This is a genomic window from Microcystis sp. Msp_OC_L_20101000_S702, assembly GCF_007095705.1.
GTDB lineage: Bacteria > Cyanobacteriota > Cyanobacteriia > Cyanobacteriales > Microcystaceae > Microcystis > Microcystis ichthyoblabe_A.
Genome location: NZ_SFBO01000057.1, coordinates 1 through 26412 on the forward strand (window position 1 = coordinate 1; position 26412 = coordinate 26412).

Genomic DNA, 26412 nt, shown 5'->3' on the forward strand with positions numbered 1-26412 from the left:
AGGGTGATGCAAGGGTTTTAAGAGATTCTAGCAGATTTAAGTGCATTTGGGAAGCTCTCAATCAAGCTAAAAGCCCTTTCCTGTAAGGTTTTTAGATTTATTCAGCAAACCCTAATTATCACTGTTTACTGATCACTGAAAAAGCTGACGGCTGACGGCTCAGATGTGTAATTAATTGTGCTTAGAACCTTATGACCGAAGCGATTCGCGCCCCTGGGAAAGAAAGGCAGTGCTTCTCCTTCTCTGCTGTCCCAAGAGAGTCCTTCCACAGAGTCAATGCCACTGGCGGCTTGACACCTCTCCTGAACGGTTACAAAATTACTACTGGACTTGACAATTAAATAATTAAATTTTGTTTAACTGAGTATTTTTACTTAGGGTAAGCCGCTAAGATAAAAATAGGAGCGGTAAAAATAAAAAACAGTAAGCAGTCTTTATTGAGTTTAGGTAAAGTGAACCCAGAGGAGGGATAGGGTAATCGCATAAAAAGACCTCTTGACAGATACAGCTTGGCCTCAACCATTGACCATGCAAACGTTTCAGACTTTTGCTTTGTAACGAAACAGTCATAAACCTGACGTAAGCAATACTAAAGCAAATATTCGGTCAAAACCCAAAACCCTGTATCAGCAAAACTTTTTGCCATTCTCAATTGTCAGGTTATGTTGAAGTGCGTGCGATTGCCCTGTAATTAGTTTTATGTTAAAAGAACTTCAGAAATCAGTTGTAGAGGAAAAAATGCTTTGTTTATCTGTAGAATCAAAATCTAAAGGCGAAATTTTTCAGGACATTTCTACTTTTGTAGATATCTTGAACCATAGAGCATTGCAGCAAGCCGAGCAAACAGCTTATATCTTTTTGGCTAATGGAGAAACAGAAACCGCCAGACTGACTTATCAGCAATTAGAGCAAAAAGCAAAAGCTTTGGCGGCTCAACTTCAGTTACAAATGTCTCCAGGAGAAAGAGCTTTATTGCTCTATCCATCGGAGGAAGAATTTATCATTGCTTTCTTTGCCTGTTTATACGCGGGTGTTATTGCCGTTCCCGTTTATCCTCCCCGACGTAATCAAAAGCTCTCTCGACTACAAGCAATAACTAAAGATGCCCAAGCCAAACTGGCCTTAACTACTACATCCTTATTAAATACTATTGAGGAAAAATTTTCGAGTGACCCTGAGTTAATAACAGTACCTTGCCTAGCTACTAATAACATCCCGGATAAGCAAGCAGAAAACTGGCAAAAACCGAATCTTTCTTTAGAGGACATAGCTTTCCTACAATATACTTCTGGTTCCACAGGTATGCCTAAGGGAGTTATGGTTAGTCATAAAAATTTACTTTATAATGAAAAACTGATTGCTTCTGCCTTTGGACATACAAGCGAAACTATTGGTGTAGGATGGTTGCCACTATTCCATGATATGGGACTAATTGGTAACGTATTACAACCAGTGTACGTCGGATTTCCTTGTGTGATTATGCCCCCAGAAGCATTTATCCAAAAACCGCTCCGATGGTTACAGGCTATTTCTCGCTACAACGCTACCAGTAGTGGCGGTCCTAATTTTGCTTACGAATTATGTGCTGATAAAATTAAACCTCAAGAGCGAGAAAATCTGGATTTAAGTTGTTGGGATGTAGCTTTTACTGGGGCCGAACCTGTTCGAGCGGCTACCTTAGAAAAATTTGCTAATACTTTCGCTGATTATGGTTTTAAGAGAGAGGCATTTTATCCTTGTTATGGGATGGCTGAAACTACTCTATTTGTATCGGGGGGAATTAAAAGCCAATCTCCTGTGATTGAAGCAGTTGATAAATTAGCTCTTTTAGAAAATAGTGCCGTTACTATTAACTCTCAACACCCGAATGCTCAATTATTAGTTGGTTGTGGTCACGCTTGGTTATCAGAAAAAATTGTAATTGTAAATCCTGAATCTTTAACTGAATGTCGAGATGGGGAAATAGGAGAAATTTGGGTATCTAGTGACAGTGTAGCTCAGGGTTATTGGAATCGACCCGAACAGACAGCAGAAACTTTCAAAGCTTATTTAGCTGATACCCAGGTTAGACCATTTCTGCGGACAGGAGATTTAGGATTTTTACTGGCTGGTGAGTTATTTATCACAGGAAGACTCAAGGATTTAATTATTGTTCAGGGACGTAATCATTATCCTCAAGATATTGAATCCACCGTCGAAAAAAGTCACCCAGGATTGCGGCAAGGGTGTGGAGCAGTATTTTCAGTGGAAATTGCTGGTCAAGAAAGGCTAGTAGTTGTTCAAGAAGTCGAACGAAGCTATCTGCGTAAATTAGACTCACCAGCGGTAATTGAGCAAATTATTCGCTCTGTTGCCGAAGAACATCAACTAGATGTTTATGCTGTGGTACTGCTGAAAACAGCAAGTATTCCCAAGACATCTAGTGGCAAGATTCAACGTCAAGCTTGCCGAGCTAGTTTTCTAGCAGGAACTCTTAATGTGATTGGGGATTGGAGTAAAAATCCTGAACATAAGAATGGATTTAAGCAGCTTAAATCAGATATTAACTCTCTGCTAAAACAAGTCAAAAGTTATCAGGTTGTTGAAGAATTCTCTGAGGTCAGTCAGAATCAAATTGTGTCCGATACTCAAGAAGCAATTGAAGAGTGGCTAATTAAAAAAGTTGCAGAGATCTTGCAAATAGCACCAGAAAAAATAGATATTCAACAAGACTTAGCAAGTTATGGACTGAGTTCTTTAGCGGCAGTAAGTCTTTCGGGAGAGCTTGAGCAATGGCTGGGTAAAAGTGTATCTCCTATGCTGGTTTATGAATATCCTAGCATTCATGCGGTTGCTCACTATTTAGCCCTAAATGGATTAAGTTCTGAAGCTCTAGCTACAACTTCATCCACAGTCGCTCAAAAAACCTCATCACAACCTCAAAATGAACCGATCGCTATTATCGGTATTGGCTGTCGTTTTCCTCAAGCTAAATCTCCAGACGCATTCTGGCAACTATTACGCCAAGGAGGGGATGCAATAACAGAATTATCTTCTCAAAGATGGAATCATCAAGAGCTGGGCAATTTAAACCCCATAAATGGTGGATTTTTAGATAATGTTTATGATTTTGATCCTCAATTTTTTGGCATCTCACCTCGGGAAGCAGTGGAAATGGATCCCCAGCAAAGACTTCTCTTAGAAGTTAGTTGGGAAGCTCTCGAAAATGCTTGTATTGCCCCCGAAACTTTAGCAGGGAGTCAAACAGGTGTATTTGTTGGCATCAGTAGTGATGATCATGCTCGCTTGTTATCTAAAGATAATGAGTCTATAGGCACTTACTATGGCACGGGTAACGCTTTTTGTGTGGCGGCTAATCGTTTATCTTATTTTCTAGATTTCCATGGGCCTAGTTTAGCTATAGATACGGCCTGTTCTTCCTCGTTAGTTGCTGTCCACGAAGCTTGTAAGAGCTTAACAGATGGGGAATGTCATCTCGCATTAGCAGCCGGGGTAAATTTGCTGCTATCTCCCCAATTAACTATTAATTTCTCAAAAGCAGGGATGTTAGCCGCTGATGGTCGCTGTAAAACCTTTGATGAACGTGCTAATGGCTATGTAAGGGGCGAAGGTTGTGGGGTGGTTATCCTCAAACGCCTAGAGAAGGCTATTCAAGACGGCAATCGCATTTATGCAATTATTCGCGGTTCAGCAGTTAATCAAGATGGTCACAGTAATGGACTAACTGCACCCAATAAACAAGCTCAACAAGCTGTTATTAAAAAAGCCTTAGCCAAAGCTCAGGTAAGCGCCAAAGATATTAGCTACGTGGAAGCTCATGGTACAGGTACATCTTTAGGGGATCCGATTGAGCTTAATGCTCTCAAAGAAGTATTAATCGAGGATCGTCAATTAGATCAGCCCTGTTGGATCGGCTCTGTAAAAACTAATATTGGTCATCTCGAAGCAGCCGCAGGAATTGCCGCACTGATTAAAGTTTGCCTCGCTTTACAAAATCGTGAAATTCCTCCTCACCTTCATTTGCAAAAACTCAATCCTTATATTTCTCTAGAAGGAACTTCCTTATCTATTCCTACTCAATTACAGCCTTGGAAAAAGGGTAAAAAAGGGCGATTAGCTGGGGTATCTTCTTTTGGTTTTGGTGGCACTAATGCTCATGTTATTTTAGAAGAATTTGTTCCAGAAACCTTGGAGCAAGAGCAAAATAAACCATCTCTTGCTATCTTGACTATTACCGCTAAAACTAAGTCATCTTTGCGAGAATTAGTATCAAGTTATCACAATTATCTTCAAGCAAATCCGCAAATCAACTTACAAGACTTTTGCTTTAGTGCTGATGTGGGGCGCTCGCATTTTCATCATTGTTTAGCTATTCAAACTGAGTCTTTAACTCAATTACAATCCCAGTTAGAGGCTATTATTGAGGGCAAAGAAGCTGGGGGAATTTTGACCGGTGAACTATCGCACCAGAAGCACCAGAAAATTGCGTTTCTTTTTACAGGTCAGGGGTCACAATATATCAATATGGCCCGGGAACTTTATGAGACTCAACCTACTTTCCGTAGAACCCTTGAACACTGTCAAGAGATTCTTAGTATCTATTTAGACAAACCTTTGCTATCTATTCTCTATCCTCAAGAGGGAGAGAACTCACCCATAGATGAAACAGCTTACACCCAACCCGCCTTATTTGCCATAGAATACGCACTCGCTCAATTATGGAAATCTTGGGGTATTGAACCTAGTGCAGTTATGGGTCATAGTGTAGGAGAATATGTGGCCGCTTGTATTGCCGGGGTGTTCAGTCTTGAAGATGGGTTAAAACTCATCGCTTATCGAGGTCGTTTAATGCAAGCATTACCGTCTAACGGTAAAATGGTAGCAGTTACTGCCGACGAAGAAACTGTCAGACGTGCCATTATTTCTTATGAAAAACAGGTTTCTATCGCTGCTATTAATGGGCCATCTAGCATTGTTATTTCTGGGGACAGTCAAACCGTTGATGCAGTAGTCGCTAATTTAGATACCGAATGGGTGAAGACAAAAACCTTACAAGTTTCTCATGCTTTTCACTCACCTTTGATGGAGCCAATATTGACCGAGTTTGCCAAAATTGCCCGAGAAATCACCTACTCAAAACCAAATATTAGCTTAATTTCTAATGTCACTGGTAAAATAGCGACAGCCGAAATAGCTACGCCTTCTTATTGGGTAAATCATATTCGCCAGACCGTAGAGTTTGCCGCAGGAATGAATACACTAGCGAGCCACGGTTATGAGGTTTATCTAGAAATTGGTCCCCAACCCATTTTAATAGGAATGGGAAGTCATTGTATTCCAGAAGGCAAGGGAGTATGGTTGCCAAGTTTGCGATCTAGAAAATCAGATTGGCAACAAATGTTACAAAGTTTGGCAGAATTATATGTTAAAGGAACACCTGTAAATTGGACTGGATTTTCAAAAGATTATTCCTATCATCGTTTGAGTCTGCCAACTTATCAATTTAGCCGACAATTGTATTGCCATGGCAGTATATTGTCCGACTGCTCCACTACAAGAGTTGAGTCAACCAATGGTAAAGGACATATTTCTCACAACAATCCTCAGGGTACTCAGCAATTTGAGTTATACTCTAGCAATGGCAATGGACATCTTCATCCTTTAATAGGAAAACGGTTACATTTGCCACTAAAACCAATTATCTTTGAATCTCAAATCAGTCAAGATTGTCCCAATTATATTCAACACCATCAGATTCAAGCAACCACTATTTTCCCTGCTACTGCTTACTTAGAAATGGCTCTTGTCGCTGGGATCAATGTTTTTAAATCCGACTCAATCAGCCTAGAAGATGTGAAGATTGAGCATCCCTTATTTTTCGAGGGTAATCAAGTCAAAGACATCGAGTTAATTCTGACTCCTCAAGATTCCCAGACTTATACCTTTGAAATCTTTAGTCTTAATCCTGTTGGCGATTCTTGGACACTTCATACTTTGGGTAAAATTATCAAAGTAACAGATATTACTCAACCCAGTCCAGTCAACTTAGAAAACTTATCAATTGATTCTCTTGAATCCGTAAATGTTGAAGATTATTATCAACAATTACAACAACGAGGAATGGACTACGGAGCAAGTTTTCAAGCCATTACAGACCTGTGGCAGTATGAAGGAATGGCTCTCGGACAGATTCAGTTACCAGAATCCTTAGTTAATGAAGCTTGTAACTACAAATTACATCCCGTTTTACTGGATGCTAGTTTACAAGTATTAGGGGCGGCTTTATCAAGAGAAGACTCTGGCGATGCTTACCTACCTGTGGGTTTAAAGCAATATCAAGTCTATGGTTCTGTACCCCTTCATCTATGGAGTAGAGTTAAGTTAAATCAAGACTCTTCTGAGCCTTCCCAAACCATCACCGCAGATGTGGATTTATTTGATGACAGTGGGGTACTGCTTGCCGAAATTCAAGGATTATCAGTTAAGCGTATTAGTTCTCAAAAACTGGGGCAAGTTGTGCAAAAAGAGGAGACAGAAAACTGGTTATATGAAATAGTCTGGCGACCACAAAACCGTGATTTGAACTTACCTTTAACCGGAGCAGAAAATCTTGGCACTTGGTTACTGTTTACCAAGGGTGATGGAATGGGTTCATCTTTAGCTAATCAACTAACACAATTAGGTGAATATTGTATTATCGTTTCTGTTGGCTCTCACTATCAAAAGCTAAACCCAGAAAGTTATACAGTTAATCCTCTTGTTACCGATGATTTTACCAAACTTTTCCAAGAGAGCTTAGAAAATAAACCTCCCTTAAAAGGAATAGTTCATTTATGGAGTTGTGAGAATAATTCATCTACAGATTTATCTCTAGAAGCCTTACAAAAGGCGCAAGAAATAGGCTGTGGTAGTGTCTTGTCTCTAGTTCAAGCTTTAACTCAAAAACGAGGTACAAATTTACCCCGTCTGTGGTTAGTTACTCAAGGTGCACAAACTTTAGATCCCTCAGACACATCCTTAGCTATTGAACAAGCACCTTTATGGGGACTTGGCCGAACGATCGCCCTAGAACATCCAGAATTACAATGTGTATGTGTGGATCTAGAAGCATCATCAAATCCTAACCAATCCCTACTTTTAGCGGAAATATTAGCTCCTGACAGCGAAAATCAGGTTATTTATCGTCAAGAAATCCGTCATGTTTCTCGACTGGTGCGACATAGCGCTCAATCCCTAAATGTTGAGAATCAACTGGGAACTAAACCATTCCAAGTTAAAATATCAAACTATGGGATCTTAGAAAATCTGACCCTAGAACCCCTTGAACGTCGCCAACCAGGGCCACTTGAGGTAGAGATACAGGTCTATGCGGCTGGACTTAACTTCCGAGATGTTCTTAACGCGCTAGGACTTCTGAAAGAATATACCCAACAGTTAGGGATTTCTTCTGCTACTGAGATCCCCTTTGGTGGAGAATGTGCTGGTAAAATCGTCGCAGTAGGGGAAAAAGTTTCTCATTTCAAGGTTGGGGATGAAGTCATTGCCGCTATGGCCGTAGGTAGTTTGAGCAGTTTTGTCACCGTAAACGCTGCTTTTGTAGCAACTAAACCCGTTAATATGACTTTTGAAGAAGCTGCTACTCTTCCTATCGCCTTCTTGACAGCTTACTACGGATTACATCATCAAGCCAAAATTCAAGCGGGCGATCGCGTGTTAATCCATGCCGCCGCCGGTGGGGTAGGACAGGCCGCCGTTCAACTCGCTCAACAGGTAAAAGCAGAGATTTTCGCCACTGCTAGTGGGAGTAAGTCTCAATTCCTGAAATCTATAGGGGTAGAACAAGTAATGAACTCCCGCACCCTAGATTTTGCTGATCAGATCCTATCTCTTACCCAAAATAAAGGAGTTGACATCGTTTTCAACAGCTTAAATGGTGAATTTATTCCCAAGAGTCTTGACGTATTAAACACAAAAGGGCGATTTATTGAAATTGGCAAAATTGGGATTTGGGATGAAAACCAAGTCTTGCAAAAATGCCCCGAAGCTTCTTATCATCCCTTTGATCTATTAGAACTAGCCGAAAAAGACCCGAACTTAATCACACAAATGCTCAATCAATTGATGGAACATTTTCAACAACAAACTCTCAAACCTTTACCTTACAAAGTGTTCCCCATCGTGCAAGTAGTAGAAGCATTTCGATATATGGCACAGGCCAAACATATCGGTAAAGTTGTGATTTCTCTGCCGGTTTTAGAACAAGCGCAAACAATCCGTTCTGATAGCAGTTATTTAATTACTGGAGGTTTAGGAGCATTAGGGTTAAAAGTAGCTGATTGGATGGTTTCTCAAGGTGCTAAATACTTAGTTCTCACCGGACGAAGTGAACCAAATACAGAAGCTATCACATTGATTGAACAATGGAAACAGGCAGGAACTGAGGTAGTTATCATCAAGGCGGATGTTTCTAAACAAGAGGATGTTCAAAAATTATTCCAGAAAATTACAGCATCCTTACCCGTTATGCGTGGAATTGTTCATGCAGCAGGAGTGTTAGATGATGGACTCTTATCACAACTAGATTGGCCACGTTTTACCCGTGTTATGGCTCCCAAAATAACAGGAACATGGAATCTACATTGTTTTAGTTGGGATCTACCTTTAGATTTCTTTGTCTGTTTCTCGTCCATAGCCTCATTAATGGGTTCACCGGGTCAAGGTAACTATGCCACAGCTAATGCGTTCATGGATGCTATAGCTCACTATCGCCGGAGTTTAGAACTACCCGGATTAAGTATTAACTGGGGTCCTTGGTCTGAAGGGGGAATGGCTACCCGTCTTGATAGTTATTCACAAGACCGTTTTGCTACTCAGGGACTGGATATGATTTCACCCCAACAAGGATTACAAATATTAGAGGAACTATTAGGGCAAAATGCCGGACAAGTCGCGGTTATGCCTGTCAACTGGTCTAAGTTTCTTAATAGTCATAAAGGAGCGAAACCTCCCTTATTCAAGGAATTAGCTTCCTCCCCAGAACAGGGAGATAAAATGCCACAAGTAAAACAAAATACGCTGGTCTGCCAATGGCAAAACTTGAATCCTGACTCACGCCTTGATTGGCTCATAAATTATCTTAAAAATGCTGTGGCGCAGATTTTCGGTTTGGAACTCTCTCAGATTAATATTGAGCAGCCTTTACAAGATATAGGTTTTGACTCTTTGATGGCTGTTGAATTGAAGAATCGGTTAAATACCGATTGGGAAGTTGAAATTCCTCTAGTGAAATTCATTGAGGGTGTTACTGTTACCAGTTTAGCCCTACTTCTGAATGAGCAAATCCTAGAAACTCACCAAATTTCTTCTGATAAACCATCAGCTAATTCCCAGAACTCTTTACCAACTCATTTTGACCATTCATCAGAACTGATGTTGAAACAGATAGATCAACTTAGTGATGAAGATGTTGATGCTCTACTCAGTTCGATGTTATCTAAATAGGAGACAAATTCACCATGGCTACAAATATTGATACTCTAAATCAACTTTCTTCCTCTCAAAAGCGTCATCTTTTGAGCCAACTCATCCGAGATAAATCAGCCTCACAAACATCGGTAAAATCCCATGTATGGGGTAATAAAAAATTTCTTGAAGACTCTGAAGCCAGCGGATTTCTTTATGGAGGGATTCCGGTTATGGATGGGATGAGTGGCTCTCATATTAAACGGGATGGACGAGAACTGATTAACTTATCGGGGATTAATTTTCTGGGATTACAACAAGAACAGCATTTCATTGATATGTTTTGTGAAAATACCCGTCAATATGGATTAGCCACTGGGGGTTCTCGTCTTACTCAAGGAGTTTGCCGTCCTCATCTGTTACTTGAGCAAAAGATGAACGAAATATGGCAAAAAGAATATACCTTAACCTTTGGAACCGGGGCTTTAGCTAACATCGGTTTTATGAATGCCATGACCAGTTCTTTTGGATTTGATGAAACGGTAACAATAGATAACCATGATGTGGTCTTTATATTGGATCGAGATTGTCACTGGAGTTTATGGAATCCCCTATCTGGACTAAAATTTGGTTCTCAGGTTTTCGCTTTCAAACATAATGATCCTTCCTCCCTTGAACAAGTTTTAAAAACGATTCAATCCCCTAAAATTGTTGTGGTTTTTGAAACGGTATATTCTTCGGATGGAAGCATTGCCCCTGTGGATCAATTACTTGATATATGTGAACGTTATGGGGCTTTATCTTATGTTGATGATGCCAATGGATTTATGATCTACGGTAATCCTAATCGACCTTTTTATAAGGAATATCAAACTTTAAAGAGAGCCACTTTTATTATGGTTTCTTTTTCTAAAGCAGTGGGAATTGAAGGCGGAGCAATCAGTGGACCCGAAGAATTTGTTAAATCTTTTGAGATTCTTTCAGGGACTTCATTATTCACGGCTACAATGCAGCCAGCAACAGCAGCGACTAATCTGGAAATTATCAACTACTTGGAAAGTCATCCGGAGATCATGGATAATTATCTCAAGCGTTGTTTACAACTGCGAGAAAATTTAATTGATTTAGGTTTTCATCTTAATGATACACCATCCTATATTACTTCAATTATTATTGGTGAGGATGAAGTAGCTGAACAAGTACGACGAGATTTACTGGAAATGGGGTATTGTATTCCTATATTCCGTTATCCTGCCGTAGAACGTGGCAAAGCTTTAATCCGATTAATGATCAATAATAAGCATACTGATGAGGATATTAATCTGTTTGTTGAAGCCCTAAAAAAAGTACGAGAGTGTTATAAGTTCTGATTGACATATCATCAGAAAAATTTCTCAAAATCTTCGTTCATCTTTATCTAATCTAAATTATTAATTTTAAATAGATAAAAACAGAAAGGGATTAAGAGAAAGGAAAAAAGATGTTATTCAGTCATATTTTCTATTACTTGTAGAGACATTACCTATAATGTCTCTAACAAAAAGATAGGATAACTTAACCCCTTTTAAGCGAACTAAAAAAATAACAGCTTATCTACTTAATTAAGGGAGAAATGATGTGTTTCCTAAAGTAGTATTAATAACCGGATGTTCCAGTGGCTTTGGTCTGCTGACAACACTGGAAATGTTACGACGAGGCTTTTTAGTCATAGCTACTATGCGAAATCTAGAAAAACGCAATTGCTTAGAAAAAGCTCTATCTCAACTAGATTCTCTTGAAAAAAACTCAAATAAATTACCCGTAAAAACTGAATCTAATCTTTTTTTAGATACCCCTCATCCCTGGTGCAAACTATTCCAGTTAGATGTTACTAACTTAGATTCAATTCAACTGTGTGTGGAGACTGTTATCGAGCAGTTTAAGTCAATTGATGTCCTAATTAATAATGCTGGTAATGGTTTAGGAGGTTTTGCTGAGGATATTTCTTTAGAGCAGTTTCGGACTCAGTTTGAGACTAATTTTTTTGGATTAGTTACCCTCACTCAACAAGTAGTTACTTATATGCGAGAGCGTCATCAAGGGCAGATTATTAATGTTTCTAGTATAGCAGGATTAATTGGGATTCCTAGTTTATCTTCTTATTGTGCGAGCAAATTTGCTGTAGAGGGGTTTAGTGAATGCTTGAGGTATGAACTACTGCCTTTTAATATTTGGGTTTCTCTTGTAGAACCGGGTACTTATCCCACCAATATCCAGAGTGATACTCGGCAATTACTTACCAGTGCCTATACACCTCAATCTGCTTATTATGAGCGGGGACAACGAATATTAAATAAAACATTGGAAGAAGTTAAAAACACAAAAGCAGCTCCCCAAGAAGTCGCTAACCTGATCGGCAAAATAGCTCAAACTAAAAGGCCAAGACTACGCTATATAATCGGGACAGAATCTATTTATGTTTTTCTCAAAAAAATACTTCCTAGTTTTATATTTGAATCCTTGGTAGCCCATTTTTTTGCTTAATCTATTTACTTGCTAAAAAATAACAACAATGAAACAACTAACTAAAAACAAAACGAAACATCACTTAAACCCAATGATCGAATATTGGACAACTGCCTTAGTATTCTGTACTGCTGTAATTTTCCTAGAAATATTTCCTATTTACATCATTCTCTCTGTTTCTTTATTTGCTTATTTAGCTTCTCTTGTCTTTTCTCAAAAAGTTTTAATACTCCCCCTAGTATTAAGCGGATTAGCCATTAACCTAATTTACATAGGATTTCAGAGATTTATTTTGACTCAAAAATTTAAAGTTAAACGAAATGTATTGACTCTAAACTCAAGGGAAAATAACATTTCTAGAGCATTCAATCTCAGATTAATTAATTTAGATGGTAGTGTTACTCAACAACTTCATCTTTTAGAAGGGGGAGATTATGAAATTATTCCCATGTTTAAATGGGGGACTAAAATTAGACTAATAAGTTCCTTTTCTCAGTTTAATAAATTTGAGATCGAGTTAGCAATAAAACTCAATAAATTAAGCAATCAATCACCTTGGATAACTTTTTTGGGGTCTAATGATTTTGATCATGTTACTCTCACTTTACTCCGTCAAATACAAACTCGATTTAATCTTCTTTTCTTTGATCAACACTCTGATTGGGATGCTTTTTTTCTGACTGATATAATGTGCGGCTCTTGGTTATATGAAGCTTTTAAAACTACTAATATTTTAAAAGTCTTTCATGTGGGTGGAACGGAAAAAGCTTTTGATGCTTCAGGCTCTTTTTTAGATAATCTTGAATGTTGTGCTAACGGAATAGGGATGCAGAAATATATTGATGATGGCCAGGTAATTTGTTTACCTGCAACCCGAAGTTTTAGGAAAAATCCTTATCTTAATTATCAGCAGACAGTTAACCAACCGGTCAAAATATCTTCGTCAGTTTTTCAAGACAGATTGTTCTCGTTGCTGGCTAAATATCATGATGAATTGGCACAATTTCCTCTTTTTATTGCCATTGATAAAGATGTCTTAAATGCTCAGGAAAATAGGCAAATTTGGGGAGCAGGAGAGCTATCAATAGAAGATGTTGAGACAGTTATTTCTACTTTTATGCAACTGTGTAATTATCAAATTGCAGGAGTGAGTATTTGTGGTGATTATAGTCCGTCTAAATATAATAGCCTGTTGCATTGGGGACATCTTATTGAAAAAATTACTTTTTCTCATGGGGTAAGAACTAAGATAACTCAGTCATCTCTTAATCTTAACGAATGTGCCAACGAAAAATTAGTTTCATTGTTACAATTTCACTATGGAGAATCACGATGAATCAAAATTATGAAAATATGCTACTTCATTTAGGGCGATTATCAGATATTATATTCGCTTTGGCTATGGCCTTGACTATATTTAGATGCTCCCAATCTAAATCTTATCCACCAAAATCTAGTTATTTTCAAGTATTTTTTCCAGAGCAAATCAGTTATGACAAGCTATAATTAACTTATATGACAGAGGTAAATTCAATGGTTATGATTACTCTGACCATTATTTCCCTAGCCTTGATTGATAGCATTAATCCACCCGAAATTGCTATCGCTATCGCTATTCTTTTATACAAAGGAATCGGTGAGGTTTGGGGATTTATCCACGGGATTTTTTTGACTATTTTTGCTCAGTTATTATTTCTCTACTTTGGACTGGGTAAATTACTCGATCTGATCTCAAAAAATAATTTATTTAACCCTTCTTGGACTTTAATCTTACTGGGCATAGGAATCACCACTTATGGATGCTATCTCTGGCAACATAGATATCAAATTCCCAAAATTAAAAAAAGTAGCTCTTTATCAGTGTTTAATTATACTAGCTACCTAAAATTTTTCTGCTTAGGAAGTGCTACTATTTTGGCTGAATCCCCTGGTGCTTTTTTACTTATTTTTGCTGTTATTGAAGTCAAGAAAATGCCTGTTAATTTGATGTTTATGCTATTTTATTTAATGCTTTATGCTTTGATTTATACGCTGCCTATTATCGCTTTAAATCTTGCAGCTATTTGGCAAGAAAGACGATTAAAAATTTGGCTGAGTCGACGAAAAAACTGGATCTATATCCGATTAAATATCCTACTCAGTTTATCTTTGCTTGCTCTTGGTGTTTTTTGTTTGGCGCTCGGACTAGGACAGTTATAAGTACATTATGTTTGCTCAAAGCCTTATAACTGAGGAGTTTATTTATAACGTATGTATGGTATAATTAAACCAGTAGTTGAGGAAGCCTAAGTATGCCCAAAGTCGTAGATCACCAGCAATACCGTAAGGAACTATTGAGCAAGAGCTTTAACCTGTTTGCGCAAAAAGGTTATGCTACTATCACCATGCGCCAAATTGCTCAAGAGCTTGGAGTTTCAACCGGCACACTTTACCACTACTTTCCGAGCAAGGAATCTTTATTCTTACAGTTGGTTTTAGAGCAAACACAGGAAGATACTCTTAACTTTCAATCTGCGACGAAAGATACTGGTGCTTTGTCAGAGCGAATAGCTACACTGATGGAATTTGTGGACTACAATAAAGATTACTTTTCTCAACAAATTCTAATTTGGATTGATTTTTATCGAACAAAAGAGCCTCAAGAGTTTTTTGAAAATGAGATTTTAAAACAAGCTAACAAAAAAGTTCGAGAGGTTATTAGAGATTATTTACACTTAGAAGATCAAACAGTTGTTAATTTAGTTGTCAACCTACTTCACGGTTTACTTTTGGTAAGACTATTTGAGGGAGAAACCATATCTTTTTCTGAGCAGGGTATCTTACTCAAAAACATGATTACCAGTTATCTAGAGCAAAAACAAAACGGAAGAAATAGCTATGAAAAATGATTCATTATCCAAGCATTCTCATCCTTGGCGCTGGATTTTAGCCATTGCTATTGCTGCTACAACTATCACCAGTGTGGGGGGAGTTTATCAAGTTTTCCCCCTCAGATGGAATAATTCATCGCCCTCTGAATCAAAAGCAACAACGCCCCCTATTACCAAAGTAGCAGCATTAGGAAGATTAGAACCGGAAAGTGAAGTTATCCGTCTAGATGCTCCCTTGCCTTTAGATGGCGATCGCGTAGAACAATTATTAGTTAAAGAAGGAGATAAAATAGTCACAGGACAAATAATTGCGATTTTAGATTCTCGTAACCGTTTACAATCAGTAGTTAAACAAAATCAAGAACAGTTAAAAGTAGTTCAAGCGCGTCTAGCTCAAGTTAAAGCAGGGGCAAAGGTTGGAGAGATTAATGCTCAAAAAGCGACGGTAGAAAAGGCTAAAGCTGATTTAGAGGGACAAACTAGAGAGCAAAAGGCAACTATAGCCAAACTACAAGCACAGTTACAGGGAGAAAAAGCCACACAAAAAGCGACAATTGCCCGTTTACAAGCAGAACTAGAAAATGCTAAAACTGAATGTCAACGTTATCAGATGTTATATCAAGATGGAGTCGTATCTAGTTCTGATTATGATAGTAAGTGTCTCAATCAAAAAACCCTGCAAGAAAGTCTCAAAGAAGCGCAAGCAGATCTACAACGTATTATTACCACTTATCAAGAACAGATCGCCGAAGCTCAAGCTAACTTAGAGCGTACTAAGGCAACAGGAATACAGCAAATTCAACAAGCAAAAGCTACCCTTAATCAAGTGGCTGAAGTTCGTCCAGTTGATCTACAAATAGCGCAAGCAGAAGTTGATAATGCTGTGGCTAATTTACAACAAGCAGAAACCAACTTAAATCAAGTTTATATCAAGAGTCCTATTAACGGACAAATTCTCAAAATTCATACGCGAGTTGGCGAAAAAATTGGTGATTCTGGTTTGCTAGAACTGGCACAAACAAATAATATGGTGGCTGTAGCAGAGGTGTATCAAACTGATATTGATAAAGTGAAACTGGAACAACAAGCTGTCATTACTAGCCAAGCTTTTTCGGGTAAATTAAAGGGGACTGTCTCTCAAATTGGTTTACAAGTAAATCGGCAAAATGTCTTTAGTAGTCAACCAGGAGAAAACCTAGATCGCCGAGTCATAGAAGTCAAAATTCGTCTCAATTCTCAAGATAGTCAACGGGTAGCCAGCTTAACTAATTTGCAAGTACAAGTAGAAATACAAGTTGACAATCCTAATTCTTAAACCCTTAATATTGAGCCAGTATATGCCCAAGAAACTGTTCCGTAAAACTCCCTTAGCATGGCATCAGCTAATGAAGAAAAAAATTCGTCTTTTCGTCGCAATAGCAGGAATTGCCTTTGCTGATATTCTGATGTTTTTCCAACTAGGAATGTTAGATGCTTTGTTTGATGGATCCGCAAAATCTTATCAACTTTTACAAGGGGATCTAGTCTTAGTTAACTCTCAGTTTCAAACCCTATACATAGTTAAACAATTTCCCAGAGAGCGATTATTTCAAACCCTCGCCTATGAACAAGTTGAATCAGTGTTGCCTATCTATATGGGTTTTGCTCAATGGCGTAATCCTCAAACTGAGATTAATCGTACTATTTTAGTTTGGGGCATTGATCCAGTTAACCCACCTTTATCCTTAGTAGAACTTGAGGAAAATCAAACAAAATTAAAACTACTTAATCGGGTATTATTTGACCAAAGTTCTCGACCAGAATACGGACCAATTACTGATTTATTCAAACAGCAAGAAAATCTAGAAATCCAAGTTAATGATAAAACTGTAGAGGTAGTTGGTTTATTTAATATAGGAGCTTCCTTTGTAACTGACGGGAATGTCATTACCAGTGATTCAACTTTTCTTAACCTTTTTCCTGATAATAAACCTGAGCAAATATCTATGGGTCTTATTAAATTAAAACCGGGAGTAAATGTTCAAGAAATTCAAGCAAAAATTACAGCAAATTTACCCAAAGATGTAAAACTACTTACTCCATCTCAATTGGCACAAAATGAAATTCATTATTGGAGCACTCAAGGAATCGGCTTCATTTTTAGTTTAGGGGTGATAGTAGGATTTATTGTTGGTATTGTGATTGTTTATCAAATTCTTTATTCTGATGTGTCAGATCATCTACCAGAATACGCTACTATGAAAGCTATGGGTTACAGCGATCGCTACTTACTTGGTGTCTTAATGCAAGCTGCCTTATTATTAGCTATTTTGGGTTATATCTCCGGCTTTTTCCTGTCTTTAGGACTCTATCAAGTTGGTTCAAGTGCTACTCAATTACCAATTATGATGAAACTTGGACGCGCTGTAATGGTATTAATATTGACAATTACTATGTGTGCTGTTTCTGGAGTGATCGCCATGAATAAACTGCGTTCTGCTGACCCAGCGGATATTTTTTAGTTTCGAGGATAGTTACAACTATGGAAATGCTGCAAATTGAATCTGTAACTTCATTAGAACCTGTTATATCTATCAATTCTCTTAATCACTATTTTGGCGAAGGAAAACTGCGTAAACAGGTATTATTTGATATTACTCTTAATATTAATCTAGGAGAAATTGTCATCTTAACAGGTCCTTCCGGCTCCGGCAAAACTACCCTACTAACTCTGATGGGGGGGTTACGTTCCGCTCAAGAAGGGAGTCTCAAAATTTTGGGACAACAAATATATGGAGCAAGCAAAAACCAATTAACCCAGCTTCGTAAACAACTTGGCTATATTTTTCAAGCACATAATTTAATGAGTTTTCTGACTGCTAAACAAAATGTTCGCTTATCTCTGGAACTTCATGAAGAATTTCTTCAGGAAGATTTAGACATCAAAGCACAAGCGATCTTAGAAACAGTTGGCTTAGGAAACCGAGTCGATTATTACCCAGAAAATTTGTCTGGGGGACAAAAACAACGAGTGGCGATCGCTCGCGCCCTCGTCAGTCATCCCAAATTAGTCCTCGCTGATGAACCGACCGCGGCCTTAGATAAACAATCCGGGCGCAATGTGGTGGAAATCATGCAGAAATTGGCAAAAGAACAAGGTTGCACGATTTTACTTGTCACCCACGATAACCGGATTTTCGACATCGCCGATCGCATTGTCAATATGGAGGATGGTCGTTTAGGCGATTAACTGCCCAAAAATTACTTGCCAAAAAGTGGCCTTTCATGTTAGACTAAAGTAATGTCATCTTGGAGAGGTGGCAGAGTGGTCGAATGCGGCAGATTGCTAATCTGTTGTACGAATCGTAAGACCGTACCGAGGGTTCGAATCCCTCCCTCTCCGTCTTCTTTCGGTATTTTCGATGACTGCTCGCCAAGATTATTTCTGCTCCGTATATGGTCCGGTTGCCTCTTGGCGTTTCGGCAGTTCCTTGGGCATCGATCCGATTGGTTTAGTTTCTACCTGTTCCTTTAACTGTGCTTACTGTCAGTTAGGAGAAATTGAGCAAAAAACCGAGCAACGAAGAGTTTTTATCACCAGCGAACAAATTAGCAGGGATTTAAGTGCCTTTGCCCCCTGGGACGTGGATATAGTCACTCTCAGTGGTAGCGGGGAACCCACCCTCGCCCTCAATTTAGGGGAAATACTGGCCACCGTCAAGGAAATAACCGAGCGGCCGGTGGCGGTCTTAACCAATAGTACCCTTTTGGGAGATGCCCGAGTGCGTCAAGACTTGAGCAAAGCTGATATCGTCGCCGCTAAAATCGATGCTGTTTCCGAGTCCCAATGGCGACGGGTTAACCGTCCAGTCCCTGGCCTAGATTGGCAGAGTTGTTGGTCGGGATTAAGACAATTTCGCCAAGAATGGTCGGGAAAACTAGCAATTCAAACCATGGTGCTGGCCTCTTGGTCGCCCCAAGAGCAAGACCAGTATATCGATTTGATGCAACAGCTACAACCGGATGAAATTCAACTCAACACCCCGACCCGTCCCCGGGCCAGACAAAGACAATTAGAAACTCGCGGTAATAATCCCCTCACCGCTGCCGACGGAATGCAAATTCTCAAACCCGTAAACGCTGAAATATTGGCGATTTGGGCGGAAAAAATTGCCACGGCCACGGGAATTACCGTGCGCTGTGTGCCGCTTACCGCCACAGGTCTCTAAGGCTTCGGCCGGGGTTTTTCTTCTTTCGGCTTGATATTAAAATAGGCCTCCATTACCTGACGTACCATAGGTGCGGCCACTTTACCACCACCACCGCCGGAATGTTCCGCAAAGGCGACCACGACAATTTCGGGCTTATCAAAAGGCGCGAAAGCTCCAAACCAAGCGTGGGACTTGCCTGGAGGTGCTTCTGCCGTGCCGCTTTTGCCCGCTACAGGCGGTAAAGCGGGGTCTGATAGGGCCCGCCCCGTTCCTTCCGCTACCACGGCTCTCAGGGACTTTCTCAGGGTGTCTAGGGTGCTAGGTTTCATGTTCAAAGACTTGCGCCATTCCTTAACATCCCGGGCATCCTGTAAAAGGTGCGGTTTCACCAAAAAACCGCCGTTAGCGGGGACAGCAAACATCACAGCTACCTGTAGGGGAGTTGCGAGGGTAAATCCTTGACCGATCGACATATTAATCGTATCCCCTACGGACCAATCCCAGTTTTTAAAATTACGCAGCTTCCAATCGCGATCGGCAATTAACCCCGGGGTTTCTTCTGCTAATTCTATCCCGGTTTTCTGACCGAAACCGTAGCGCCGAGCCGTGGCAATTAAAGTCGGTCCCCCCACTCCGCGACCAATTTGACCGTGAAAAGTGTTACTACTCATGGCCATGGCCCGGACAAAACCGATCGGACCAAAACCAGCGTGATTCCATTCCCCGAAAGCTGTCCCCCCCACATAAAGGGCAGCAAAGGTATTTAAGACCGTATTGGGGGGAAATTTACCCGATTCCATGCCAGCAGTGGCAGTGACGACTTTAAAGGTGGAAGCGGGGGGGAATCCTTGGAGAGCGCGGTTAACAAACGGGTTGCCCTCCGCTTGTAGTTTTTTCCAAGTGGCGGTGGTAATTGGGGCCGAGAAAACATTAGGATCAAAACTAGGATAACTGACCATGGCCCGCACGGAACCATCCCGGGGATCGATCGCCACGATCGCACCTTTGCGTTTTCCTAAAGCGGCCTCGGCGGCTTTTTGGAGTTTTAAATCTAGTGTCAGGGTGACATCTTGGCCCGGTTTAGCAATTTTTTGGCCGAGAATTTGGATTACTTGTCCCGATCCGTTGACCTCTAACTGCATTCCTCCCCATTCTCCCCGCAATTTTGACTCGTAGGCGGCTTCTACACCCATTTTACCGACGACATCTCCCAACCGGTAGCCCTGGGATCTTTTGGCTTGATATTCCTCCGGGGTTAGTTCCCCAGTATAACCGAGAATATGCGCCCCGATTTTACCATTGGGGTAGTAGCGCACTGATTCCACGTCCACTTCAATGCCGGTTAATTCGTCTTTGTATTCCTCTAGGGCGATAATTTGGGCCGGAGTTAAACCCCTAGCGATGCGGATGAGGGTGGAGGGGTTTTCGTCCGCTTCGTTAATGCGTTTTTCTAGGTCGCTTCTGGGAATGCCTAAAATACTGGCTAAACGGTCAAGATTGAGTTTTTGGGCGGGATTACGCTGGGATTTGGGCCAAATATAGGCCGCATGGGTTAAGCGGGCCGTAGCCAAAACTTTGCCATTGCGATCGAATAAGTTGCCCCGGACTGGAGGTTTGGGAAGAATGCGAATCCGATTATTTTCTGCCCTTTCTCGGTTAATTTGTCCTTGCTGCAGTTGTAAATAGGCCAAGCGCGAGCCAACTCCTCCTAGCAGGACAAGGCTAATTAATCCCATAATTAGCCATGACTGACGCTGACGACCGACTAGACGCTCTTTATCTTTGATTTTATTCTGTAATTTATTCGGTGCTGGCCGCGTCGGCGAGGTGAGCGTTTTTTTCCGTTTCAGTTTGACTTTGGTTTTTGATAGGAGTCCGCTATTACGCATTTGCTTAAAGTTAAAAATTTAAAAGTTATTAGTCATCAGTTAGGGACTTGCGTGGGAATAATATCCCAGCCAGAAAATCGCTCTGTAGAAGAATTAGACCAGCCAGATGGCACATTATCAAAGCGCAAGTCCCTAACATCTCGAAGGCTCTCGCCCTACTTAGGGTGATCAGCAAACCTGATCGATCGGAGGGCGCAAGCTTTGCGCCCCTACAGTAACGGATTTTGTCCACAATGTAGGGGCGAACTGCGTTCGCCCAAAAGGTACCTGATGTCTTTTCACTGTTTACTGGACGGCTACGCCGTGCCTTTGGCAACACTGAAAAGGACGCAATACTAGGTGATTTAGCTCCTCTCTTGACTAAAGTTCAGGGTATCTGCAATATATCTTAACAAAATAGGTGTAAATACTGGGAGTGGAAGGAATCACTCCAGACACAGAGGACACAAAGATTGATCGCTTCTATAGTAAGTTAAAGAGAGCGAGGAAACTGGCGCAGACATATAGTTAAGAGTTTGTCAAGTATTTCTTAACCTAATTTAACATTATCCCTGCTCAAAATGTAATCACACTGCGGATAGAATCCCCTTGGCGCATCAGGTCAAAGGCCTCGTTAATTCTTGCCAGAGGTAGAACGTGGGTGATTAAATCATCAATGTTAATCTTGCCCTCCATGTACCAATCGACTATTTTTGGTACATCTGTACGACCCCTTGCCCCACCAAAAGCCGTACCTTTCCAGACCCGTCCGGTGACTAATTGAAAAGGACGGGTACTAATTTCTTGGCCGGCCCCGGCTACACCGATAATAGTGGCAACACCCCAACCTTTATGGCAACATTCCAAAGCTTGACGCATAATCTGGACATTGCCGATACACTCAAAACTATAATCGGCCCCACCTTTAGTTAAATCCACCAGATAGGCCACTAAATCCCCCTCAATTTCTTGGGGATTAACAAAATGAGTCATCCCGAATTTGGTCGCTAAAGCTTGTTTCTGGGGATTGATATCGACCCCGACAATCATATCGGCCCCCACCAAACGGGCCCCTTGAATAACATTTAAACCGATACCTCCCAGACCAAAAACCACCACTTTTGCCCCCGGTTCCACTTTAGCGGTATTAATCACCGCACCGATACCTGTAGTGACTCCGCAGCCGATATAACAGACTTTTTCAAAGGGAGCATCCGGGCGAATCTTGGCTAGAGAAATCTCCGGCAGCACGGTATAGTTAGCAAAAGTCGAGGTTCCCATGTAGTGATAAAGAGGCTGACCATCGAGGGAAAAACGACTGGTTCCATCTGGCATTACTCCCCGACCTTGGGTAAGACGAATCGCTTGACAGAGATTGGTTTTAAAGCTGAGACAGTATTCGCACTGACGACATTCGGGAATGTATAGGGGAATAACATGATCCCCCACTTTTAGGCTAGTGACACCTTCTCCCACTTCTACCACGATTCCGGCCCCTTCATGGCCTAAAATTGAGGGAAATAAGCCTTCAGGATCGGCCCCAGAGAGAGTATAGGCATCGGTGTGACAAACTCCCGTGGCTTTGATTTCTACTAACACTTCCCCCGCTTGCGGTGCGGCTAATTTTACCGTTTCAATAGTTAGGGGTTTTCCCGCTTCTAGGGCAACTGCCGCTCGAACATCCATAGGCTCAAAGCAATAGGTTTTTTCCAGTATAATACCGTTAAACTGCTGAAGAGTTGTAATAGAACAATTCTAAACTTATCTCTATGTTAGTCCTCACCATCCGCGAAGAAGGAATTAACGATGGTGGCTTTACTGCTAGTCTCAATTTTGATAGCGGTAACAGCTACCCAATTACGGTTACTGACCCCTTTACTAACCAAGAAGAAAAAGACCTAGAATGGTACTTTGAGGAATGGTTAGTATTTCCGACGCTAGAGACGGATAAAGCGCAAAAAGCCGCCAACAGTGTCCAAAACTATGGCGAAAACCTATTTAAACAGGTTTTCCAGAGTAATTTAAATGCTTATGGGGAATATCGAGACTTGCGAAAGCAGTTAAGTCAACTGCAAATTATCATCGAAAGTCAGTCGCCAGAATTTCAAGCTTTACATTGGGAAGCGCTGAAAGATCCTGATTTACCGCGTCCTTTTTCTATAGATTGTATCATCTCCCGCCAGCGTCGAGGGGCTACAGTTGTCCCGGTGCAAATGGCCACTTATCCTACTATCAATCTTCTGGTGGTGATTGCGCGTCCTAATGAGGAATCTGATGTTAACTATCGCACGATTTCCCGTCCTTTGGTAGAACTGGTAAATAGTAGTGAAATACCGGTAAAAATTGATATTTTGCGTCCCGGAACTTATGAATCACTAACCAGACATCTGGATGAGAAGGGAGAAGGATACTATCATGTTATTCATTTCGATGTTCATGGCGGATTGATGGAATATGAACAGTACCAAAGACAGGTTCACGGGGATTCTTGGCGCTATCAAAGGGGATGGGGACTGGAGGATTTAGCAGAATATGAGGGAGTAAAAGCTTTTCTGTTTCTGGAAGGAGAAGAAAAAGGTCAAGCGACTCCGGTAGAAGCGACGGAATTAGCGAATTTACTCACCGGGAAAAATATCCCTATTTGTATTCTCAATGCTTGTCAGTCAGCAAAGCAAATTTCCCAGGAATCAGAAGACTATCGGGAAACCAGTTTAGGAAGTCGTTTGATGACTGCGGGAATGCAAGCAGTGGTGGCGATGGGATATTCGGTGACGGTTTCTGCAGCTAAGTTGATGATGAAACCAATTTATCAGCAATTATTGAACGGAAAAGACCTAACGGAAGCGATGCGAAAGGGACGGTTAGAGTTATTCAATAATAAGCAACGCCGCGCCTATTATAATACGATAATAGATTTAGAAGATTGGTTATTACCGGTGATTTATTGTCGCGGTAAAATTAATCTCAATTTGCGTCCATTTACTCCAGAAGAGGAGGAAAAATACTGGGAACATATCGGCAATCAATATGTCTTTCCTTTACCAGAATACGGCTTTGTGGGAAGGGATTTAGAGATTCTCAAGATGGAAAAGGCGCTGCTGAAACATAATATCCTTTTACTCAAAGGAATGGGAGGGACAGGAAAAACTACTTTACTCAATTATCTACGAGAATGGTGGCAGAAAACCAACTGGGCGACCCATATTTTCTATTTTGGTTATGATAGAAAAGCTTGGACGTTAGAACAGATTGTCCATGAAATTGGTCAGGTAATTTATAATCGCTTTGAACAGGCGAGTTTCCAAGCGATGAACCTGAAAGCGCGAGTAAGGAAACTAGAGCAAAAACTCCGCAGTGAGGCGTATATTCTCATTTTAGATAATCTGGAGTCGGTGACGGGACAACCGTTAGCAATTCAGAATACTTTACCGGAGAATGAGAGGGAAGAAATCGCCGATTTTCTCACGAATTTGGTGGGGGGAAAAACGAAGGTGATTTTGGGTTCTCGCAGTGAGGAAACTTGGCTGCAACGCAGGACTTTTAAGGAGAATATCTATCAGTTACAAGGATTAGACCAAGAGTCGAGAACTGAATTAGCGGAGAGAATCTTAGAACGTCAGGCGAAGAGTCGGAAAAATGCAATTAAAAAGGATGATGATTTTGAGCGCTTGATGAAGTTGTTGGCGGGGTATCCGTTGGCGATGGAAGTGGTATTAGCGAATCTGAAGCGACAGTCACCGGAGGAGATTTGGCAAGGGTTACAGTTGGCAGAGTTAGCTGATGTGGGGGATGAGAATAAGACTAATAATATCATCAAGTGTGTGGAGTATTCCCACAGTAATTTGTCGGAAGAGGCGCAGAAGTTGTTACTCTGTTTAGCGCCTTTTAGTGGGGTTATTTTCAGGGGTGTTATTCATCAATATAGCCAACAACTACAGCAATTAGAACCTTTACAAGGCTATCAGTTTGACCAATTTGATGCAGCGATAGAAGAAGCGATTCATTGGGGTTTGCTTTCGCCGATGAGTGAAGAATTGCCGAGTTTTTTGACTATCCAGCCCATTTTTCCCTACTTCCTGAAGACGAAGTTAAAGGAATTAGCACCAGAGACACAAGCAGCAATTTGGGAGGGTTTTAAGAATCATTACCGAGACTTGGCAGGTAGTTATTTTGATACCTTACTAAATTCCAAAAATCCGAAAGAGAAGCAGTGGGGGATATTGTTCTGTCGCTGGGAGTATGAAAATCTGTTTAATGCTTTGCAAATCGCCCTCAATCAGCAAGAAAGCGTACTTGGTATTATTTCTTGCTTGCTAACCCAAGATACTCAGGCTAATTTAAAGCTCCTAGAGTTCGTTCTCGAAACTGTTGAAAACTATCCCCCTGAAGCCAAACAAGGGCAGGTGGCAATAGAAATCATTGGTATAATTGACGAGGCAGGAAGCAAATATTTAAAAAGTAACAATTATCAGAAAGCGAAAGAGATTTACCAAAAAAGCCTCGAATTAATCAAGCAAATTAGTGAAAGTTACAGTCAATTGAAGCAATCTTTGCAAGCCAGCACCCTGCACCAGTTGGGAATGGTAGAGTACGAATTGAGGGAATGGGAGCAAGCCCGAAGCTACTACCAGCAGGCCCTTGAGATCGACATTGAATATGGGGATCGCTTCTCCCAAGCCAACACCCTGAAAGGTTTGGGATCGGTAGCGCACGAATTGAGGGAATGGGAGCAAGCCCAAAGCTACTACCAGCAAGCCCTTGAGATCGAAATTGAATATGGGGATCGCTTCTCCCAAGCCAGCACCTTGCAGTATTTCGGAATCCTAGCGCAAGAATTGGGGGAATGGGAGCAAGCCCGAAGCTACTACCAGCAAGCTATTGAGATCTACATTGAATATGGGGATCGCTTCTTCCAAGCCAGCATTCTGAAATGTTTGGGATCGGTAGCGCAAGAATTGGGGGAATGGGAGCAAGCCCGAAGCTACTGCCAGCAAGCTATTGAGATCTACATTGAATATGATGATCGCTTCTCCCAAGCCAATTCCCTGTACCTTTTGGGAGGGGTAGCGGAAGGAGTTGGGGAATTGAGCCAAGCCAAAAGTTATTACCTGCAAGCCTTACGAATTTTTGCAGAATTTAAGGATGGTTACGGGGTACAAACCGTTTCTTTGCCTTGTCTTGTTGCTCTTTATCAGCAAACGCAAGATGAGGAGATTTTCGTTGCTGCGGCTGATATTTTGGGGGTTGGGGTTGAGGAGTTGCGGGGTTTGCTGGAGGGTTAGAATGGGTTTTGGGCGCAGGCTGCGTGTTTGCGGCTATCAATTCAGTTAACGTAAGTAGCTGGTTATAATTAAATTAAAAATGGATTTTAGGTTCGATCCCCCCTGCCCCCCTTGATCTATCCATTAGTCACATCTTTCTTAACATAAAATTTGACAAAAAGAGAAAAGTGTGCAAGATGGCTCAAGGGGGTTCTATGGGGGGACTAATTTGATGAGATAGTTTCCAAGTCTGGCT

13 protein-coding genes and 1 tRNA gene are annotated in these 26412 nt (G+C 40.9%); 12 read left to right on the plus strand and 2 right to left on the minus strand.

The window, feature by feature from the left end; translation table 11 throughout:
* Positions 1-699: 699 nt before the first annotated feature.
* The 11 genes from EWV60_RS06275 (at position 700) to EWV60_RS06325 (ending at position 19045) form a co-directional block, all read left to right on the plus strand.
* A complete protein-coding gene (locus tag EWV60_RS06275; protein ID WP_287231598.1) occupies positions 700-9501 on the plus strand; it encodes a type I polyketide synthase in 8802 nt (2933 codons plus the stop codon).
* Between the two features lie 14 nt (positions 9502-9515).
* Complete coding sequence (locus EWV60_RS06280; RefSeq protein WP_287231599.1) at positions 9516-10832, plus strand: aminotransferase class I/II-fold pyridoxal phosphate-dependent enzyme; 1317 nt, start codon at positions 9516-9518, stop codon at positions 10830-10832.
* Between the two features lie 247 nt (positions 10833-11079).
* A complete protein-coding gene (locus EWV60_RS06285) occupies positions 11080-11985 on the plus strand; it encodes an SDR family NAD(P)-dependent oxidoreductase (protein ID WP_287231600.1) in 906 nt (301 codons plus the stop codon).
* Between the two features lie 28 nt (positions 11986-12013).
* Positions 12014-13303, plus strand: coding sequence for a hypothetical protein (locus EWV60_RS06290; RefSeq protein ID WP_079207768.1), 1290 nt, complete (start codon positions 12014-12016; stop codon positions 13301-13303).
* A 197-nt stretch (positions 13304-13500) separates the two neighbouring features.
* Positions 13501-14166, plus strand: coding sequence for a GAP family protein (locus tag EWV60_RS06295; protein ID WP_125732950.1), 666 nt, complete (start codon positions 13501-13503; stop codon positions 14164-14166).
* A 92-nt stretch (positions 14167-14258) separates the two neighbouring features.
* A complete protein-coding gene (locus EWV60_RS06300; protein ID WP_287231601.1) occupies positions 14259-14855 on the plus strand; it encodes a TetR/AcrR family transcriptional regulator in 597 nt (198 codons plus the stop codon).
* On the plus strand, positions 14845-16152 hold the full coding sequence (locus EWV60_RS06305; RefSeq protein WP_287231602.1) for an ABC exporter membrane fusion protein: 1308 nt from the start codon (positions 14845-14847) through the stop codon (positions 16150-16152). Before EWV60_RS06300 ends, EWV60_RS06305 begins: the two co-directional genes overlap by 11 nt.
* A gap of 22 nt (positions 16153-16174) precedes the next feature.
* A complete protein-coding gene (devC, locus tag EWV60_RS06310) occupies positions 16175-17338 on the plus strand; it encodes an ABC transporter permease DevC (RefSeq protein ID WP_016517167.1) in 1164 nt (387 codons plus the stop codon).
* 20 nt (positions 17339-17358) lie between these two features.
* Entirely contained in the window at positions 17359-18066 is a 708-nt protein-coding gene (locus EWV60_RS06315) for a DevA family ABC transporter ATP-binding protein (RefSeq protein ID WP_069473818.1), read from the plus strand.
* 61 nt (positions 18067-18127) lie between these two features.
* Positions 18128-18219 (plus strand) — tRNA-Ser (locus EWV60_RS06320).
* A 19-nt stretch (positions 18220-18238) separates the two neighbouring features.
* Positions 18239-19045: a radical SAM protein gene (locus EWV60_RS06325; RefSeq protein ID WP_287231603.1), complete on the plus strand. Its 807-nt coding sequence runs from the start codon at positions 18239-18241 to the stop codon at positions 19043-19045.
* Here the strand turns inward: EWV60_RS06325 and mrdA are convergent.
* Together mrdA and EWV60_RS06335 are read right to left on the minus strand one after the other, a co-directional pair.
* A complete protein-coding gene (gene mrdA / locus EWV60_RS06330) occupies positions 19042-20916 on the minus strand; it encodes a penicillin-binding protein 2 (RefSeq protein ID WP_287231604.1) in 1875 nt (624 codons plus the stop codon). The two genes, EWV60_RS06325 and mrdA, sit on opposite strands and share 4 nt — an antisense overlap.
* A gap of 555 nt (positions 20917-21471) precedes the next feature.
* Positions 21472-22581, minus strand: a complete 1110-nt coding sequence (locus EWV60_RS06335; RefSeq protein ID WP_287231605.1) for an S-(hydroxymethyl)glutathione dehydrogenase/class III alcohol dehydrogenase — start codon at positions 22579-22581, stop codon at positions 21472-21474.
* An 83-nt stretch (positions 22582-22664) separates the two neighbouring features.
* On the opposite strand from EWV60_RS06335, the gene EWV60_RS06340 reads away from it, so the two are divergent.
* Positions 22665-26177, plus strand: coding sequence for a tetratricopeptide repeat protein (locus EWV60_RS06340; protein ID WP_287231606.1), 3513 nt, complete (start codon positions 22665-22667; stop codon positions 26175-26177).
* Positions 26178-26412 lie beyond the last annotated feature (235 nt).

Bases quoted from the DNA above. Each gene is read 5' to 3' on its own strand.
- EWV60_RS06295 (WP_125732950.1), top strand. From the start codon at position 13,501: ATGGTTATGATTACTCTGACCATTATTTCCCTAGCCTTGATTGATAGC.
- EWV60_RS06315 (WP_069473818.1), top strand. From the start codon at position 17,359: ATGGAAATGCTGCAAATTGAATCTGTAACTTCATTAGAACCTGTTATA.
- devC (WP_016517167.1), top strand. From the start codon at position 16,175: ATGCCCAAGAAACTGTTCCGTAAAACTCCCTTAGCATGGCATCAGCTA.
- EWV60_RS06305 (WP_287231602.1), top strand. From the start codon at position 14,845: ATGAAAAATGATTCATTATCCAAGCATTCTCATCCTTGGCGCTGGATT.
- EWV60_RS06340 (WP_287231606.1), top strand. From the start codon at position 22,665: ATGTTAGTCCTCACCATCCGCGAAGAAGGAATTAACGATGGTGGCTTT.
- EWV60_RS06275 (WP_287231598.1), top strand. From the start codon at position 700: ATGTTAAAAGAACTTCAGAAATCAGTTGTAGAGGAAAAAATGCTTTGT.
- EWV60_RS06335 (WP_287231605.1), bottom strand. From the start codon at position 22,581: ATGGATGTTCGAGCGGCAGTTGCCCTAGAAGCGGGAAAACCCCTAACT.
- EWV60_RS06325 (WP_287231603.1), top strand. From the start codon at position 18,239: ATGACTGCTCGCCAAGATTATTTCTGCTCCGTATATGGTCCGGTTGCC.
- EWV60_RS06300 (WP_287231601.1), top strand. From the start codon at position 14,259: ATGCCCAAAGTCGTAGATCACCAGCAATACCGTAAGGAACTATTGAGC.
- EWV60_RS06280 (WP_287231599.1), top strand. From the start codon at position 9,516: ATGGCTACAAATATTGATACTCTAAATCAACTTTCTTCCTCTCAAAAG.
- EWV60_RS06290 (WP_079207768.1), top strand. From the start codon at position 12,014: ATGAAACAACTAACTAAAAACAAAACGAAACATCACTTAAACCCAATG.
- mrdA (WP_287231604.1), bottom strand. From the start codon at position 20,916: ATGCGTAATAGCGGACTCCTATCAAAAACCAAAGTCAAACTGAAACGG.